Source organism: Streptomyces sp. MMCC 100 (genome assembly GCF_041538145.2).
GTDB lineage: Bacteria > Actinomycetota > Actinomycetes > Streptomycetales > Streptomycetaceae > Streptomyces.
In genome coordinates, this window is the sequence record NZ_JBGORK020000001.1 from 7,481,039 (window position 1) to 7,498,465 (window position 17,427).

Genomic DNA, 17,427 nt, shown 5'->3' on the forward strand with positions numbered 1-17,427 from the left:
ACGCCCCGCACACAGCCTCAGGTCGAAGACCGCCGTCTCCGCGACCCCGGCCTCCGCTCGCTCGGCCGCGTCACCGGATCTCCCGCCTCCAGCGCCGCCGCCCGGCGGCGCAGGCCGAAGTCGGCCAGGGCCTCCGCCAGCTTGTGGACGGACGGCTCGGGGGCCATGACGTCGACACGCAGCCCGTGTTCCTCGGCGGTCTTGGCCGTCGCCGGGCCGATGCACGCGATCACCGTGACGTTGTGCGGCTTGCCCGCGATGCCGACCAGGTTGCGGACCGTGGACGACGAGGTGAAGAGCACCGCGTCGAAGCCGCCGCCCTTGATGGCCTCCCGGGTCGTGGCCGGGGGCGGCGAGGCGCGCACCGTGCGGTACGCGGTGACGTCGTCGACCTCCCAGCCCAGCTCGATCAGACCGGCGACCAGGGTCTCCGTGGCGATGTCGGCTCGGGGGAGGAAGACGCGGTCGATCGGGTCGAAGACCGGGTCGTAGGGCGGCCAGTCCTCCAAGAGGCCCGCCGCCGACTGCTCGCCGCTCGGGACCAGGTCCGGCTTCACGCCGAAGGCGATGAGCGCGTTGGCGGTCTGCTCGCCGACCGCCGCGACCTTGATGCCGGCGAAGGCCCGGGCGTCCAGGCCGTACTCCTCGAACTTCTCGCGGACCGCCTTCACCGCGTTGACCGACGTGAACGCGATCCACTCGTAACGGCCCGTCACCAGGCCCTTGACCGCCCGCTCCATCTGCTGCGGGGTGCGGGGCGGCTCCACCGCGATGGTCGGGACCTCGTGCGGTACCGCGCCGTAGGACCTCAGCTGGTCGGAGAGCGACGCCGCCTGCTCCTTCGTGCGCGGAACGAGGACCTTCCAGCCGAACAGCGGCTTGGACTCGAACCACGACAGCTGGTCGCGCCGGGCGGGGGCGCTGCGCTCGCCGACCACGGCTATCACCGGGCGGCCGCCGTCCGGGGACGGCAGCACCTTCGCCTGCTTCAGCGTCTGGGCGACCGTGCCGAGCGTCGCCGTCCAGGTGCGCTGCCGCGTCGTCGTACCGGCGATCGTCACCGTCAGCGGGGTGTCCGGCTTGCGGCCCGCCGACACCAGCTCGCCGGCCGCCGCGGCCACCGAGTCCAGCGTCGTCGACACGACCACCGTGCCGTCGGAGGCGCCCACCTCGGTCCAGCAGCGGTCCGACGCCGTACGGGCGTCCACGAACCGCACGTCCGCGCCCTCCGCGTCCCGCAGCGGCACACCGGCGTACGCGGGCACGCCGACGGCGTTCGCGATGCCGGGGACGACCTCGAAGGGCACCCCGGCCGCGGCGCACGCCAGCATCTCCTCGGCGGCGTACGCGTCGAGCCCGGGGTCACCGGTCACCGCACGCACGACCCGCCTGCCGCCCCGCGCGGCCTCCATGACAAGATGTGCGGCATCCCGCACAGCGGGGGCACCGAGGGTCGTTGACACACCGTCAACTACCGTCAGCTGGGGCGCGCCTGTGCCCGGATCCGACGGATCGGCATCCGTGTGCACTTCCGACACGCCCTGCCTCGCATGCGTGCGTACGACGTCGAGCACCTCGTGCTCGGCGACGAGGACGTCCGCGTGCGCCAGCGCCTCCACGGCGCGCAGAGTCAGCAGTCCCGGATCTCCGGGTCCGGCACCGAGGAAGGTGACGTGCCCGTGTTCCGGACCGGCGGGAAGGGTGGTGGGGCTCAATGTGCTCGCTCCCCCATCAGACCGGCCGCGCCCTGGGCGAGCATCTCGGTGGCGAGTTCGCGACCGAGTGCCAGCGCCGCCTCGTGCGTCTCGGGCACGGGACCGGTGGTGGACAGCTGCACCAGCGTCGAGCCGTCGGTCGTGCCGACGACGCCGCGCAGGCGCATTTCCTTGACAGTCTGCCCGTCGGCCAGAAGGTCGGCCAGCGCGCCCACCGGGGCGCTGCAGCCGGCCTCCAGGGCGGCGAGCAGTGACCGCTCGGCCGTTACGGCGGCCCGCGTGAACGGGTCGTCGAGCTCGGCGAGCGCGGCGATGAGGTCCGCGTTGTCCGCGGGGCACTCGATCGCCAGTGCCCCCTGGCCGGGGGCCGGCAGAACCGTGTCGACCGACAGGAAGTCGGTCACCTCGTCGATGCGTCCCACCCGGTTCAGTCCGGCGGCGGCCAGCACGACCGCGTCCAGTTCACCGCTGCGGACGTATCCGATGCGCGTGTCGACGTTGCCCCGGATCGGGACCGTCTCGATCTCCATGCCGTGGGTACGGGCGTACGCGTTCAGCTGCGCCATGCGGCGCGGCGCGCCCGTGCCGATGCGCGCCCCGCGCGGCAGGTCGGTCAGCTTGCGCGCGTCCCGGGCGACGACCACGTCCCGCGGGTCCTCGCGCACCGGCACGGCGGCCACGACCAGGCCCTCGTGCTGCGCGGTGGGGAGGTCCTTGAGCGAGTGAACCGCGAAGTCCACCTCTCCCCGCAGCAGTGCGTCGCGCAGCGCGGCGACGAACACGCCCGTGCCGCCGATCTGCGCCAGGTGCTCGCGCGACGTGTCGCCGTACGTGGTGATCTCGACCAGCTCAACGGGCCGACCGGTCACCTGGCTCACGGCGTCCGCCACCTGCCCGGACTGGGCCATGGCGAGCTTGCTCCGCCTGGTTCCCAGCCTCAGTGCCTTCTCAGTCATGCCGGCCCTCGGTTCTTCTCAGTGGTGCTGTTCTCGGCTCGGGAGACGGAGGCCACCGTCTCCTGGTCGAGGTCGAACAGGGTGCGCAGCGCGTCCGCGTACCCGGCGCCGCCGGGTTCGGCGGCGAGCTGCTTGACCCGCACCGTCGGCGCGTGCAGCAGCTTGTCGACCACACGCTTGACGGTCTGGGTGATCTCGGCGCGGTGCTTGTCGTCGAGCCCCGGCAGCCGCCCTTCGAGCCGGGCGATCTCGCCGGCCACGACGTCCGCGGCCATGCTGCGCAGCGCGACCACGGTGGGCGTGATGCGCGCGGCGCGCTGGGCGGCGCCGAAGGCCGCGACCTCGTCGGCGACGATCCGGCGGACCATGTCGACGTCGGCGGCCATCGGCGCGTCGGCCGAGGCGCCGGCGAGCGACTCGATGTCCACCAGGCGCACCCCGGCCAGCCGGTGCACGGCGGCGTCGACGTCGCGCGGCATGGCGAGGTCGAGGAGGAAGAGCACCGGCTCGGGGCGCGGCACCTCGGCGACCGGCTCCGGGCGGCGGCGCTCGGGGATGCGGCCGACGCGCGTCGCGGTCGCGGCGAGCGCGCCGATCAGCTCGGCGTCCGCCTCGGGTCCGGGCCGGCTCGTCTCGCGCGGCCGGTCCACCGCCGTACCGCCCGCGGCCCAGGCCCCGTGCTGCTCCAGCGTCGCCGCGTCCATGCCGGCCACGGCGGCCTCGCCCATGACGGAGAAGCCGGACGGGACGGAGGACAGGTCCAGCGGACAGTTCTCGTCACCGCCGGCTGCGGTACCGGTACCGGCACCCGGCAGTGGCGTTTCCGCACCCTGCCGCTCCTCCCGTACGCCGGCGGTGGCGGCCTCGGCGGGCGCGCCGGTGCGCCCCTGCACCGTCGTCGCCACGGCGTCCGCCGTGAGGACCAGCCCGGTCGCACCGGTGCAGGAGACGGCCACGTCGGCACGTGTCAGCTCGCCCGGCACCGCGTCCATCGGTACCGCGCGGGCCAGCACGTCCGTGTCGTCGCCCTCGGTCAGGATCTGCGCGAGGCGTTCGGCGCGCTCGAAGGTGCGGTTGGCGACCACGATCTCGGCGACCCCGGACCGCGCCAGCGTGGCGGCGGCCAGCGAGGACATCGAGCCTGCGCCGATGACCAGGGCCTTCTTGCCCCGGGCCCACTGCTGGACGTCGGCTCCGGCGGACAGCTGCTCCAGGCCGAAGGTGACCAGGGACTGTCCGGCGCGGTCGATGCCGGTCTCGGAGTGGGCGCGCTTGCCGACCCGCAGGGCCTGCTGGAACAGGTCGTTCAGGAGCCGTCCGGCGGTGTGCAGGTCCTGGGCGCGCGCCAGGGAGTCCTTTATCTGGCCGAGGATCTGCCCCTCGCCGACCACCATCGAGTCCAGCCCGCAGGCCACCGAGAACAGGTGGTGGACGGCCCGGTCCTCGTAGTGCACGTAGAGGTGGGGAGTGAGCTCCTCCAGGCCGACCCCGCTGTGCTGGGCCAGCAGCGTGGACAGCTCGGCGACACCGGCGTGGAACTTGTCCACGTCGGCGTACAGCTCGATGCGGTTGCAGGTGGCCAGGACCGCGGCCTCGGCGGCCGGTTCGGCGGCGACCGTGTCCTGGACCAGCTTGAGCTGCGCGTCCGCGTTCAGCGAGGCCCGCTCCAGCACGCTGACGGGGGCGCTGCGGTGGCTCAGCCCGACGACGAGGAGGCTCATGCCGGCATCACGGCGGGTACGTCCCCGTCGGGTCCCTGGTCGGTGGAGGGCTGCTGCTTGCGGGCGGCGACGGGTGGTACGACGCCGGCGTCACCCGCGGCCTCCTCGCCCGCTTTGCGCTGCTCGTGGAAGGCGAGGATCTGCAGCTCGATGGAGAGGTCGACCTTGCGCACGTCGACGCCCTCGGGGACGTTCAGGACGGTCGGCGCGAAGTTCAGGATGGAGGTGACACCGGCGGCCACGAGACGGTCGCAGACCTGCTGGGCGGCACCGGCGGGGGTCGCGATCACACCGATGGAGACACCGTCGTCCTGGATGATCTTCTCCAGCTCGTCGGTGTGCTGCACCGGGATGCCGGCGACGGGCTTTCCGGCCATCCCCGGATCGGCGTCGATGAGCGCGGCGACGCGGAAACCGCGGGAGGCGAACCCGCCGTAGTTGGCGAGCGCGGCGCCGAGGTTACCGATTCCTACGATCACAACCGGCCAGTCCTGGGTGAGGCCGAGTTCGCGGGAGATCTGGTAGACGAGATACTCGACGTCGTAGCCCACACCACGCGTCCCGTAGGAGCCGAGGTAGGAGAAGTCCTTGCGCAGCTTCGCGGAGTTGACCCCCGCGGCGGCCGCCAGCTCCTCGGAGGAGACCGTGGGCACCGAGCGCTCGGAGAGCGCGGTCAGCGCACGGAGGTACAGCGGAAGCCTGGCGACGGTGGCCTCGGGAATCCCTCGGCTGCGGGTCGCCGGTCGGTGTGCTCGGCCAGTTGCCACGGTGCTCCTGCGGGTAGAGCGGGGCTGTAGGCGGTCATACGTCCCTACATGACCGCCCCGTCGAATGCAGGCTATGTCTTTGTGAACGCGTGCACAAAGATGGTGTCCGATTTGCCCGGCCAACGTGACCGGGGTCACGCGCCCCCGGCGCACGGAACGGGAACCGGCGCATACACACCCTCGTCCCTCACTCATCGGGGGCAAAGCCGTACACGCTCCTCACGATCAACGCCCCCGAGACCTGGTTGCCATCGATCCTAAGCGACCATACGGACTACTTGTACTGATCGGTCAGTGCCTTGCGCAGCCGTTCCTCGTTCACACGCCAGAAGGTGTGCTGCCGTCCGTCGACCAGCACGACCGGAATCTGCTCCCAGTACTGGTCGTGGAGTTGGCGGTCCTCGGTGATGTCCTTCCCCTCCCAGGGGACACCGAGTTCGGCACAGACCTTCTCGACGACGAGCTGTGCGTCATCACACAGATGACAGCCGGGTTTGCGGATGAGGGTGACGAGATGGTTCTCGGAGTGCTCAGAGGGCTGGGGCCGCGCGGGCTTCCGGTGGAAGAGGGGACTCATGCCGGTCATTCTCGCGCGCGCGGGCGTCCCCTCGGCGGGAGGTCGTTCAACGGCACGGTCGCCCAGAGTTCACGGCCCGCAAACCTCTCGGCTCCGAAGCACCCGAACAAACTGGCTATGCTCACGGGCATGGCCGCTCTTCGATGGCTCACTCCCCGTAGGCGCTCCGCCACGGCGCGGAGCGTGTTGGCAGGCGAGGCCTCGGCGGAGGCGGCGCGCAAGTCCGCGGAGGCCGCCGAGACCGCAGAGATCCCGCAGGAGACCGCTCCCGACTCCGGTGTCGCGGAGCCCGAGTTCCCGGTGCACGGCGACGACAGGGCCGCCGCCTTCTTCGACCTCGACAACACCGTCATGCAGGGTGCCGCGATCTTCCACTTCGGCCGGGGCCTGTACAAGAGGAAGTTCTTCGAGACCCGCGACCTCGCCCGCTTCGCCTGGCAGCAGGCGTGGTTCCGGCTGGCCGGGTTCGAGGACCCGGAGCACATGCAGGACGCCCGCGACTCCGCGCTCTCGATCGTCAAGGGCCACCGCGTCTCCGAGCTGAGGTCGATCGGCGAGGAGATCTACGACGAGTACATGGCCGAGCGGATCTGGCCCGGCACCCGCGCCCTCGCCCAGGCCCACCTGGACGCGGGGCAGAAGGTCTGGCTGGTCACCGCGGCCCCGGTGGAGATCGCGCAGGTGATCGCCCGCCGTCTGGGCCTGACCGGTGCGCTCGGCACGGTGGCCGAGTCGATCGGCGGCGTCTACACGGGCAAGCTGGTCGGCGAACCGCTGCACGGCCCCGCGAAGGCCGAGGCGGTCCGGGCGCTGGCCGCGGCCGAGGCCCTGGACCTGTCCCGCTGCGCCGCCTACAGCGACTCCCACAACGACATCCCGATGCTGTCGCTGGTCGGACACCCGTACGCGATCAACCCCGACTCCAAGCTGCGCAAGCACGCCCGCGAGCTGGAGTGGCGACTGCGCGACTACCGCACCGGCCGCAAGGCGGCCAAGGTCGGCATCCCCGCGGCCGCGGGCGTCGGCGCGGTGGCGGGCGGCACCGCGGCTGCCATCGCGCTGCACCGCCGCCGCCGCTGAACCAGCCGGTGGGCCAATCGAAGTGACGTACCCCGGCAACGCCCGCTCCAGTCACCCCTCCTCGCCCAGTTCCTCACATCGAGCACAACACGCTCTGTAGTCACACGGATTCCGAACCGTTTCGGTCATTTACTGATCACTTTGCGGCAGCTGATCGAGCGTCAATCGGGCACGGAAGCGACGTAATCGATGATTTGAGCAACTGGGCGTAGCAGTGCCTGCACGAAGCGTTATTCTCCTCAGACGCATTCCGGTGCCCCACCTTCGCTACGACGGGTGAATGGTTCCGTACTGCACGTGATGGAAGCTCTGCCTCTGGGAGTCCCGTGTACCCACACGTCGGGGTTGACGCCTCGGGCCTGGCTACGCTGCGCGCAACGGTCAAATCAGCCCAAGACCTGTTGCGCGGCTTCGTCCCCACCGCGTATGCCGTCCCCGCCCTCGCCGCGGCCGCCGTGCCCGCCGGTCCGTGCTACGCACTGGCCGAAGGAAGCGCCGCCGTCGGCAGACGAGCGCGGTCGTCCTCGTCCGGGGCCGCCGCCACCACCCACCGCCGCCCCGCCGCGGACAGCGACAGCGCCCGCATGATGGAGCTGGTCGAGCGGGCCCAGGCCGGCGAGGCCGACGCCTTCGGCCGGCTCTACGACCAGTACAGCGACACCGTGTACCGCTACATCTACTACCGCGTCGGCGGCAAGGCCACCGCCGAGGACCTCACCAGCGAGACCTTTCTGCGGGCCCTCAGGCGCATCGGCACCTTCACCTGGCAGGGGCGCGACTTCGGCGCCTGGCTCGTGACCATCGCCCGCAACCTGGTCGCCGACCACTTCAAGTCCAGCCGCTTCCGCCTCGAGGTCACCACCGGCGAGATGCTCGACGCCAACGAGGTCGAGCGGTCCCCCGAGGACTCCGTCCTCGAATCGCTCTCCAACGCCGCCCTGCTGGAGGCCGTACGACGGCTCAACCCGCAGCAGCAGGAGTGCGTGACCCTGCGCTTCCTCCAGGGCCTCTCGGTCGCCGAGACCGCCCGCGTCATGGGCAAGAACGAGGGCGCCATCAAGACGCTGCAGTACCGGGCCGTCCGCACCCTTGCCCGGCTGCTCCCGGACGACGCCCGCTGAGGCGTTCACTTCTCGCATTCCCCAAGTCACCTTCGGTGAGAGTCTGTTGAGTCCGCGGTCCGATCATCCACCGTCCGTAACCCAAGTGCCGCGCCGCTCGTTGTGCGGGATGCAGGCTCCCTGTGGTCACTCCCTGGCCGACTCCGGTCACCCGATCGGATGGTTTCGATCAGGGCGTGCAACCCTCAGGACCCCCTGGGGAGTCGACCGTGATGACGAGAGGAGGTGCCGCCAGTGATCGCGAACGTATCGGCACACCGGCGGGCGAACGCCTTCGCCCAGGCTCTGGAGGAGCAGTCCGATCCCGGGGCGGCGGCCGAGCAGTCCGGAGGACCGGCAACCGCCGGGGCCACCGCGGAACCGACCGAGCAGGGTCGTCTGACGACCCTGGCCCGCGGTCTGGAGACGCTGCCCCGGCCCGAGCTGGATCCCGAGGTCAAGGTCGTCCAGCGGGCCCAGCTCGTGGCCGCCTTCGAGGCCATGCTGCAGGAGGGCACCGCGAGCGGCGGGGCGGCGGACACGTCGGTACCGGAGCAGCGCCGGGCGCGCGGCGCCCATCGCGCGGCCCCGCTGAGCAGGTTCCGGCCCCGCTCGCGGCTGGCCAAGGGCCTCACCGCCGGCGGACTGAGCGTGAGCGTGGCCGCGGGAGCCTTCGGCGGAGTCGCCGCCGCCAGTTCGGACGCCCTGCCCGGCGACTCGCTCTACGGCCTCAAGCGCGGCATAGAGGACTTCCGCCTCGGCCTCGCCGACGGCAACGACGAGCGGGGCCGCGCCTACCTGGACCTCGCCTCGACCCGGCTGAGCGAGGCGCGCCGGCTGATGGAGCGCGGCCGCAGCGGTCCCCTCGACCACGAGTCCCTCGGTGAGGTCCGGCGCGCCCTGTCCGGCATGCGGCACGACGCCTCCGAGGGGCACCGCCTGCTCAGCGCGGCCTATGCCCGCGACCCCGACTCGCTGGCCCCCATGCAGGCCCTCTCGGCCTTCTCCCAGTCCCACCGGGAGACCTGGGGAGCACTGCGCGAGCGGCTGCCCGTGCAGCTGGGGGACGTCAGTGAGCAGGTGTCGTCGGTGTTCGACGCCATAGACGACGACGTGGCCCCGCTGGAGTCCATGCTGCCGTCGTCGCCGGCCCAGGACGACGACGGCGGGGACGGCGGCCGGCCGGGCGGTTCCGGCTCGACGACCACCGACTCCCCCGGCTCCGGCAGCTCGTCGGCGCCCAGCACCGGCGACGACGGCACGTCCGAGCGCGGGCGTTCCCGGTCCGACCGTCCCAGTGAGTCCGCCGACTCCGGTCAGGAGAGCGACGGCCTGCTCGGCGGCGGCACCGGCGGCCTGTTCGACCCGCCGAAGGACGACAGCGACACCGCCTCCCCGCCCGCGGTCGGCGACACCCCGCCCGCGGAGCCGGACGTCACCCTCCCGCCCCTCCTCCCGGGCCTCCTGCCCGGCCTGGGCATCGAGGCGGAGGACGCGGACTGAGCCGACGTGCTTACGGCGGTGGGGTGCCCCATGCTTCACGGGGCACCCCCACTTCCGTACGGCGGCGTCCGTGCGTACGGCGGCGCCGCCGGAAGATCCCTCAGAAGAACACCGACCGCCGCTGCACCAGCAGCTTGTAGAGCGTGTGCTGGATCTGCTCCCTCACCTGGTCGGTCAGGTTGAACATCAGCACCGGATCCTCGGCCGCCTCCGGCGCGTAGCCGTCCGTCGGGATCGGCTCACCGAACTGGATCGTCCACTTCGTCGGCAAGGGCACCGCTCCCAACGGCCCCAGCCACGGGAAGGTCGGCGTGAGCGGGAAGTACGGGAACCCCAGCAGCCGCGCCAGGGTCTTGGAGTTGCCGATCATCGGGTAGATCTCCTCCGCCCCGACGATCGAGCAGGGAACGATCGGCGCCCCCTGCCGCAGGGCCGTGGACACGAAGCCGCCCCGCCCGAACCGCTGGAGCTTGTACCGCTCCGCGAACGGCTTGCCGATGCCCTTGAAGCCCTCCGGCATCACCCCGACCAGCTCGCCCTGAGCGAGCAGCCGTTCGGCGTCCTCCGCGCAGGCCAGCGTGTGCCCGAGCTTGCGCGCCAGCTCGTTGACCACCGGCAGCACGAACACCAGGTCCGCCGCCAGCAGCCGCAGGTGCCGGTCGGCCGGGTGGTGGTCGTGCACGGCGACCTGCATCATCAGCCCGTCCAGCGGCAGCGTCCCGGAGTGGTTGGCGACGATCAGCGCACCGCCCCGGTCCGGGATGTTCTCCACGCCCTTCACCTCGACCCGGAAGTACTTCTCGTACACCGGGCGCAGCAGGGACATCAGCACCTGGTCGGTCAGCTCGGCGTCGTAGCCGAAGTCGTCGACCTCGTAGTCCCCGGTGAGCCGGCGGCGCAGGAAGGACAGCCCGCCCGCGATACGCCGCTCCAGGCCGCCGTCCCCGTCGCCGTCGTCCCCCGCCGTCGGCTGCGCCGACGCCTGCGGCCCGGGAGCCGCGGGCGGCGTCACGGGGTCGTCCTCGCGCGCGGCGGCTCCCCGCAGGGGCAGCGGCTGCACCTCGCCCGCCGGCGCCGACTCCGCCTTTGCCTTGCGCCGGTTCCCCCGCGACCGGTCGTCGTCGAACGGAATGACCTTGGCGTCCGCCATCGTTGATGCGCTCCTCAGTTGGCGCTCTGCGTCGGGAGGTGGCCGCTGCCCCGCAGGGACAGCTCCGCGATCCGGTCGACAGCCCCCGCGAGGGCCTCGGGCGGCAGCAGCCCGGCACCCCGGCCGCGCGCGAAGTCCGCGAACGCCCCGGCCGTCGAGTACTTCGGCCTGAAGCCCAGCGTCTCCCGCATCTGCGTGGTGTCCACCACCCGGCCGTGGGTGAGCAGCCGGATCTGCTCGGGGGAGAAGTCCGTCATCCCCAGCGTACGCACGAGGGAACCCGCCCAGGTGACCGCGGGCAGCAGCAGCGGCACCGTGGGGCGGCCGAGCCGCCGCGAGCACTGGGAGAGCAGCAGCACACCGTCACCGGCGATGTTGAACGTCCCGCTGTTCAACGTGCCCCGCCGCGGCTCGTGCGAGCAGACCCGCAGCACCTCGATCACGTCGTCCTCGTGCACGAACTGCAGCCGCGGGTCGTAGCCGAACACCGTCGGCAGCACCGGCAGTCCGAGGTACGAGGCGAGCGGCGTGTCCGCGGCCGGACCGAGGATGTTGGCGAACCGCAGCACGGTCACCGACACGTCCGGCCGACGGCGCGCGAAGCCCCGTACATACCCCTCGACCTCGACCGCGTCCTTGGCGAAGCCGCCGCTGGGCAGGGACTTGGGCGCGGTGGTCTCCGTGCAGACGGCCGGATCGCGCGGCGCGGACCCGTAGACGTTCGTACTGGACTTCACCACCAGCCGCTGCACCGTCGGCGACTTCTGGCAGGCGCCGAGCAGCTGCATCGTGCCGATGACGTTGGTCTCCTTCACCGACGTGCGGCTGCCGCTGCCCAGCGGCGTCCCCGTCACGTCCAGGTGAACGACGGTGTCCGCCCGCGTCTCGGCGAGCACCCGGCCGATGGCCGACTGCCGGATGTCCGCCTGGACGAAGTCCGCACCGCCCAGATGGTGCTCCGGTGCCACGGCGTCCACACCGACGACCCGCTCCACGTCGGGATCACGCTGGATGCGCCGGACGAACCGGCCGCCCAGCGGCCGGGCCACTCCGGTCACGAGCACGACCTTGCCCAAGATCAGCGCCTTCCTTCCGCCTGCTCCAGCCCTGCTCCGGCCCCGCTGCGTACCCTGTCGCCTTCCCCGCCCGTGGGCCAACTTAGCCGGTCGGTGTTGCACCGTGATGACCGACGGACGCGGCGGATGACGAAAAAACAGCGGCCGGGAGAGCTGCCGGAAGTGCGGCCGGGCCGGCGACCACAAGACTGTGGCCCCCCACCGGATGCGGTGGGGGGCCACAGACCACGCTGACGGCGCAGCGTCGCTTACTTCTTGTTGCGACGCTGAACGCGCGTGCGCTTCAGCAGCTTGCGGTGCTTCTTCTTGGCCATCCGCTTGCGCCGCTTCTTGATAACAGAGCCCACGACTATCCTCGCTCACTTCTCATCACTCGGTTGGTGAGCGCCATGGGCCCACACGACCTACGAGGGGCCAGCCTACCGGTCCGAGCGCTGAGGTCGTAATCGAGGGCCGTCAGGCCGTTTCCACCCCCACGTAGCTCTCGCGGAGGTACTCGTGAACCGCTTGCTCCGGGACACGGAACGACCGTCCCACCCGGATCGCGGGCAGATGACCGCTGTGCACCAACCGGTACACGGTCATCTTGGACACGCGCATCACCGAGGCGACCTCCGCCACGGTAAGGAACTGAACCTCGTTCAGAGGCCTTTCGCCAGCTGCAGCCATGACACACCTGCACCTTCCGCACTCGACGGCCACCGGCTTCCCCTTCCGGTGACTCTTCGTCGCTGCGTGCTCACTCCCCAATGTAGGGGCGGGTGATGCGAGTGGGGAAGAGGTGCACCCATCACTTCCCTACCGTGACAGACACGCCCGATTGAGTACGTAGCGGGTAAGCGGTCGGTAGTACTCGGACCGCACAGCGTCATCAAGTGGAACGGCGACGGACACGAACCCCTCGGCCTGACCGACGAAGAGCGCGGGATCGTCCGTATCGGCCGGCCCGATGGCCTCGAACCCCAGCTGACCTGCCCCGCAGACCCACCCGTGATCCCCGATCACCAACTCGGGCAACGGTCCGCCGCCCTCGGCCGCGGCCGCCAGCGCCGTACGGACCGGCAGCGGCGAGTGCGTGTGCGCGCCGGGCTCACCACCGGCGCGCCCGGCGCCGGGCTCCCGCACCAACGCGACTCCGCGGACGTAGTCGAGGTTGTACGTGCGTAGACCGAACCGGGTCGTTATGTCGACAGAGCGACCCTGCGCCGGGGTGAGGACAGCACATCCCGCCGCCGACAGCGCCTCGGCCAAGGCGACGTAGAAACCGAGCAGTCGATGCGGATGCCCGGTGCCGAGCAGCACCGGACCACGCCGCTCGGCGACCGCCGCGAGCCGACCGGCGAAGGCGTCCAGGGCCGCGAGGGTCCGGTCCGGGTCGATCACGTCCTGGCCCGAGGTGTCCCGCGGATCGGCCGAAACGCCGCACCTCTCCGCCATCAGCCCGAGCAGGTCCCGCTGCCGCCACTCCCCTCCCGGGTCGATCCCGATCAGCACCCGGGGGTCCCGCGCGGCGAACAGCCGGTAACTCCGCAGACTCGCCTCCCGAGAGGTCGCCACCACCCCGGCCAGCCGAACATCAAGAAGATGAGCCCGAAGAGCTCCACGGGTCAGCACACGACCGATGCTGCCGGGTCTCCCCACACCCGAACCGGGAAACGGAAGAATCTACGCACGGTCGGCGTAACACCGCGCCCACCCAGCTGCGGGCAGTCGCCATGCTGCCCCCGCTGCGGGCAGTCGTGTCGCTGGGGCGGCACGGGTGGGCGCAGCGGCACCCGGCCGGCGCCGGCTCGCGTCCCCCACCCCGCGCCCACACCTACGCCGGGCAACCAGTAGACCGCCCCCTACGGCAAAAGCCCCCGCAACGGAAACACCGCCCGCCGAGCCGCCCGCACCGCCTGATCCAACCGATCCGCAGGGTCGTACCCCGCCTCCCACGAGGCCCACGACACCGGCCACCGCCCATCGGTCATCCGCATCGGTCCCAGCTGCCGCGTCCGCGCGAACACCTCCTGCCGCCACCCCTCCGGAATCACCGTCTCCGGCTCCACCGGCCGCCCCGCGGCGATCCCCACCAGATGCGCCCACGACCGCGGCACCACCTCCACCACGGCGTAGCCACCACCCCCCAGCGCCACCCACCGCCCGCCGGCGTACTCGTGCGCCAGTTCGTGGCACACCACCTGCACCGCCCGCTGCGCGTCCAGCGACACCGCCAGATGCGCCAGCGGATCCTCGAAGTGCGTGTCGGCGCCGTGCTGCGTCACCAGCACCTGCGGCCGGAACTCCGCGAGGACCTCCGGCACCACCGCATGGAACGCCCGCACCCACCCCGCGTCCCCGGTCCCCGCCGGCAACGCGACGTTCACCGCCGATCCCTCCGCACAGTCCGCCCCGGTCTCCTGCGGCCACCCGGTCTGCGGGAACAACGTCCGCGGATGCTCGTGCAGCGACACCGTCAGCACCCGCGGGTCCTCCCAGAACGCCGCCTGCACCCCGTCCCCGTGGTGCACGTCGACGTCCACGTACGCGACCCGCTCGGCCCCCAGCTCCAGCAGCCGCGCGATCGCCAGCGCCGCGTCGTTGTACACACAGAACCCGGACGCCGCGCCCGGCATCGCGTGGTGCAGCCCGCCCGCGAAGTTCACCGCGTGCAGCGCGTCCCCGCGCCACACCGCCTCCGCCGCCCCCACCGACTGCCCGGCGATCAGTGCGGACACCTCGTGCATCCCCGCGAAGGCCGGATCGTCGACCGTCCCGAGCCCGTACGACCCGTCGGCCGCGCCCGGGTCCGCCGACGCCGCCTTCACCGCGTCGATGTAGTCCTCCCGGTGGACGAGCCGCAGCGTCGACTCCCCGGCCGGCCGCGCCGCGACGACCTCCACCTCCCGGTCGAGCCCGAGGGCACCGACCAGGCTTCGCGTCAGGGCGAGCCGGACCGGATCCATCGGATGCTCCGGTCCGAAGTCATAGCCCGTTACTGCCTCGTCCCACATCAGCTGTGCGCGACCGCTCATGCCCGCCACCGTATCGGTCCGGCCGATCCCCGAACGACCTGGCGTACACGACCGTCACCAGCACCAACACCATCGGCACGAGCATCGCCCCGCGGTAGCTCCAGGCGTCTCCGAGCGCCCCCACCAACGGCGAACCGATCAGGAAGCCGACGTAGTTGAAGACGTTGAGCCGCGCCACCGCCGCGTCGGACGCCCCCGGACTGCCGTCCCGCTCCGCCGCCAGCCGCCCCGCCGCCGCGAACGTCTGCGGCACCAGCACGCACAGGCCGAGACCCAGCAGCGTGAACCCGAGCATCCCCACCCAGGCGCCCGGCGCCGACGCCACCACGGCGAACCCGCCCGCCGCGACGACGGCTCCACCCCGCACCACCGCCACGGCCCCGAACCGCCGCACCCCGAAGTCACCGAGGGCCCGCCCCACCAGCGTGGTCACCATGTAGACGTTGTACGGCACGGTGGCCAGCTGCTCCGAACTCCCCAGCACGTCCTGCAGGTACTTCGCGCTCCAGTTGGAGACGGTCGAGTCCCCGATGTACGCGAACGTCATCACCAGACACAGCGGCAACAGCATCTTGAAGCCGACGCCCGCACCGGCCCCGCCCGCGCCCTTGTCCGCGACCTCCGACGCGCCACCGCCGTCCCCGTCGACGTACCACCGGCTCCCCACCAGCGCGGCCGGCAACAGCACGACGACCACCGGCAGATACGACACCCACAGCGCCAGGTCCCAGTGCGCCCCCGCCCATGCCAGCGAGGCCCCCAGAATCCCGCCGAGGCTGTACGCCGCGTGGAACCCGAGCATGATGCTGCGCCCGTACGCCCGTTGCAGGCTCACCCCGAGCATGTTCATCGACGCGTCCAGCGCACCCACGGACAGCCCGAAGACGGCCAGCGCGACCGCCAGCACCGCCACCCGGTCCCCCGCTCCGACGCCGAGCAGCGCCAGGAGCACCACCGGCTGGGACCAGCGCAGCAGCCGGCTGGGCCGCACCCGACGCACCAGACGCTCGCTCACCACGCTCCCGACCCCGGCCAGGATCGGCACGGCGGCGAGGAAGACGGGCAGCAGCGCGTCGGAGACGCCGTACCGGTCCTGGATGGCCGGGATGCGCGTCACCAGCAGGGCGAAGGCGACCCCTTGGGCGAAGAAGCCGAACGCGAGCGAGGCCCTGCCGCGCCGCAGCACATCAGTCATGGCGGCGAGCGTAGGGCCCCGGCTTACCGGTGGGTAGATCCAGCCAAAGATGAATTCTTCTCAGCTTCCGCGGCGGTGGCAGCGGCGACGCTCTCGGGAGCACGGTCCGAGGCCACGGCGGCTGCGATCATGTGGGCCATGGGCCCCGCACCCAGCGCACCGCCGACCACGAACGCGAACACCATCGTGACGATCATGACGACCGTGCCGAGCCAGACCATCGTGTCGACCGGGAACGTGTAGACCCCCACGACCCGCAGCGCACACTCGGCGACGAAGGCGATCCCCCACACCGCGGAAAAACGCAGTTCCGCCCGCCGAAACGCCGGCGACTCCTTCCGCAGCCTCTCCCAGGCGGCCTCCCGGCCCAGGTCCCCCTTCACCAGCCACGGTTTGAGCGTCGCCGTCATCATGGGCCGCCCCAGCACCACCGACCCCAGCAGCGCGAACCCGACGAGACTCCCGACCGCGCTGTCCTTGACCAGCATCAGCCGAGCGTCCCCCGTACCGAAGCTGAGCAGCAGACCGACCAGGTTGGCCAGCAGGATGAGCAGGGGAAGCGCGTTCACCTCCCGCTGCCTCAGCACTCCCCACCCGGTCCGCAGCACGGGCACGACGCTGCTCCACCCGAGCGCCGCGACCGCACCCATCCCGAGCGCGCCCTTCAGCAGGTAGTACGACCCGACGGGTACTCCCACGTCCAGGAGCAGCGACACGAACGTACGGGACTTACGAGGCTTGGTCATGCACTCAGCTTCGCGGCCGGACAGGGTCCCGCAGTAGAAACGACCGTCCAGAACCGCGCATGACAATTGTCAGACGTCAGCCGGGCAACAGGTCGGCCAACTCCCCCATGTCCGCGAAGAGTCGGGTGGCTCCGGCGAGCTTCGCGGCCGGCGTCATCGCGGTGAACCCGTACACGTCCATCCCCGCGGCGACCGCTGCCTGTACGCCGAGCGGACTGTCCTCGATCACGGCACACCGCTCCGGTGCCACACCCATCCGCGCGGCCGCGTGGAGGAACAGATCCGGCGCGGGCTTCCCCCGCCCCACGTCCTGGGAACTGAAGATCCGCTCGTCGTCGAACCACCGGTCAAGCCCGGCCTTCCGATGCCCCACCCGAATCCGCTCGTGGCTCCCGGAGGACGCCACGCAGTACGCCACCCCGTCGGCGGCGAGCTTCTCCAGCACGCCGACGGCGCCCGGAACGGGCTCCAGCTCCCGCTCGAAGGCGGCGAACACCCGCCCGTGGAAGACATCGTCGAAGTCCTCGGGCAGTCGCCGCCCCGTCCGCTCCAGCACGAGATCGTGCACGCGGTGCATGGCGCCACCCATGTAGTCCCGCAGCGAGTCCTCGTAGGACGTCGGGTGCCCCAGCTCGGTGAGATAGCCGGCGAGCAGTCGGTTGGAGATCGGCTCACTGTCGACGAGAACACCGTCGTTGTCGAAGATAACCAGGTCGTAGCGCATACACAGACCCTAAACGCAGAAAACCCCGCACCGTTCCCGGTGCGGGGTTTTCTCGCAATAATTGTTCGGCGGCGTCCTACTCTCCCACAGGGTCCCCCCT

General features: G+C 71.5%; 17 protein-coding genes. 3 read left to right on the forward strand and 14 right to left on the reverse strand.

The annotated features are described in order from the left end of the window. Positions 1-17: 17 nt before the first annotated feature. From ABS735_RS34670 to ABS735_RS34690, 5 genes are all read right to left on the reverse strand, one after another. Complete coding sequence (locus ABS735_RS34670) at positions 18-1,715, reverse strand: bifunctional uroporphyrinogen-III C-methyltransferase/uroporphyrinogen-III synthase (RefSeq protein WP_373904040.1); 1,698 nt, start codon at positions 1,713-1,715, stop codon at positions 18-20. Next, on the reverse strand, positions 1,712-2,671 hold the full coding sequence (gene hemC, locus ABS735_RS34675; RefSeq protein WP_373904041.1) for a hydroxymethylbilane synthase: 960 nt from the start codon (positions 2,669-2,671) through the stop codon (positions 1,712-1,714). The genes ABS735_RS34670 and hemC overlap by 4 nt, the downstream gene beginning before the upstream one ends. Then, on the reverse strand, positions 2,668-4,392 hold the full coding sequence (locus ABS735_RS34680) for a glutamyl-tRNA reductase (RefSeq protein ID WP_373904042.1): 1,725 nt from the start codon (positions 4,390-4,392) through the stop codon (positions 2,668-2,670). Before ABS735_RS34680 ends, hemC begins: the two co-directional genes overlap by 4 nt. Beyond that, positions 4,389-5,159 (reverse strand): redox-sensing transcriptional repressor Rex, encoded by a 771-nt coding sequence (locus ABS735_RS34685; RefSeq protein ID WP_373904043.1) that lies wholly within the window; start codon positions 5,157-5,159, stop codon positions 4,389-4,391. Before ABS735_RS34685 ends, ABS735_RS34680 begins: the two co-directional genes overlap by 4 nt. A gap of 274 nt (positions 5,160-5,433) precedes the next feature. Continuing rightward, positions 5,434-5,745 (reverse strand): glutaredoxin family protein, encoded by a 312-nt coding sequence (locus ABS735_RS34690; protein ID WP_373904044.1) that lies wholly within the window; start codon positions 5,743-5,745, stop codon positions 5,434-5,436. Positions 5,746-5,865: 120 nt separating this feature from the next. On the opposite strand from ABS735_RS34690, the gene ABS735_RS34695 reads away from it, so the two are divergent. The 3 genes from ABS735_RS34695 to ABS735_RS34705 all read left to right on the forward strand — a co-directional run bounded on the left by ABS735_RS34695 (position 5,866) and on the right by ABS735_RS34705 (position 9,419). Beyond that, positions 5,866-6,816 (forward strand): HAD family hydrolase, encoded by a 951-nt coding sequence (locus ABS735_RS34695; RefSeq protein ID WP_373904045.1) that lies wholly within the window; start codon positions 5,866-5,868, stop codon positions 6,814-6,816. Positions 6,817-7,142: 326 nt separating this feature from the next. Continuing rightward, complete coding sequence (locus ABS735_RS34700; RefSeq protein WP_007443701.1) at positions 7,143-7,937, forward strand: ECF subfamily RNA polymerase sigma factor, BldN family; 795 nt, start codon at positions 7,143-7,145, stop codon at positions 7,935-7,937. Between the two features lie 234 nt (positions 7,938-8,171). After that, complete coding sequence (locus tag ABS735_RS34705; RefSeq protein WP_373904046.1) at positions 8,172-9,419, forward strand: DUF5667 domain-containing protein; 1,248 nt, start codon at positions 8,172-8,174, stop codon at positions 9,417-9,419. A gap of 100 nt (positions 9,420-9,519) precedes the next feature. On the opposite strand, the gene ABS735_RS34710 is transcribed toward ABS735_RS34705, so the two are convergent. From ABS735_RS34710 to ABS735_RS34750, 9 genes are all read right to left on the reverse strand, one after another. After that, entirely contained in the window at positions 9,520-10,569 is a 1,050-nt protein-coding gene (locus tag ABS735_RS34710; RefSeq protein ID WP_373904047.1) for a lysophospholipid acyltransferase family protein, read from the reverse strand. A 14-nt stretch (positions 10,570-10,583) separates the two neighbouring features. Further along, positions 10,584-11,645 carry an NAD-dependent epimerase/dehydratase family protein gene (locus tag ABS735_RS34715; protein ID WP_373904048.1) on the reverse strand — a complete coding sequence of 354 codons (1,062 nt, stop codon included), beginning with the start codon at positions 11,643-11,645 and terminating at the stop codon, positions 10,584-10,586. 248 nt (positions 11,646-11,893) lie between these two features. Then, complete coding sequence (locus ABS735_RS34720) at positions 11,894-11,992, reverse strand: 30S ribosomal protein bS22 (protein ID WP_003948845.1); 99 nt, start codon at positions 11,990-11,992, stop codon at positions 11,894-11,896. Between the two features lie 109 nt (positions 11,993-12,101). Beyond that, on the reverse strand, positions 12,102-12,314 hold the full coding sequence (locus tag ABS735_RS34725; RefSeq protein ID WP_004984898.1) for a helix-turn-helix domain-containing protein: 213 nt from the start codon (positions 12,312-12,314) through the stop codon (positions 12,102-12,104). A gap of 129 nt (positions 12,315-12,443) precedes the next feature. Further along, positions 12,444-13,259 (reverse strand): phosphatase, encoded by an 816-nt coding sequence (locus tag ABS735_RS34730; RefSeq protein WP_373904049.1) that lies wholly within the window; start codon positions 13,257-13,259, stop codon positions 12,444-12,446. 230 nt (positions 13,260-13,489) lie between these two features. After that, the gene (locus ABS735_RS34735; RefSeq protein WP_373904050.1) at positions 13,490-14,662 is read right to left on the reverse strand and encodes an acetoin utilization protein AcuC; all 1,173 of its coding nucleotides are present in this window, start codon (positions 14,660-14,662) and stop codon (positions 13,490-13,492) included. Then, positions 14,613-15,857: an MFS transporter gene (locus ABS735_RS34740; protein WP_373904051.1), complete on the reverse strand. Its 1,245-nt coding sequence runs from the start codon at positions 15,855-15,857 to the stop codon at positions 14,613-14,615. The genes ABS735_RS34735 and ABS735_RS34740 overlap by 50 nt, the downstream gene beginning before the upstream one ends. Before the next feature lie 23 nt (positions 15,858-15,880). Continuing rightward, positions 15,881-16,603, reverse strand: coding sequence for a VC0807 family protein (locus ABS735_RS34745; RefSeq protein WP_373904052.1), 723 nt, complete (start codon positions 16,601-16,603; stop codon positions 15,881-15,883). Between the two features lie 76 nt (positions 16,604-16,679). Next, a complete protein-coding gene (locus ABS735_RS34750; RefSeq protein WP_373904053.1) occupies positions 16,680-17,327 on the reverse strand; it encodes an HAD family hydrolase in 648 nt (215 codons plus the stop codon). Positions 17,328-17,427 lie beyond the last annotated feature (100 nt).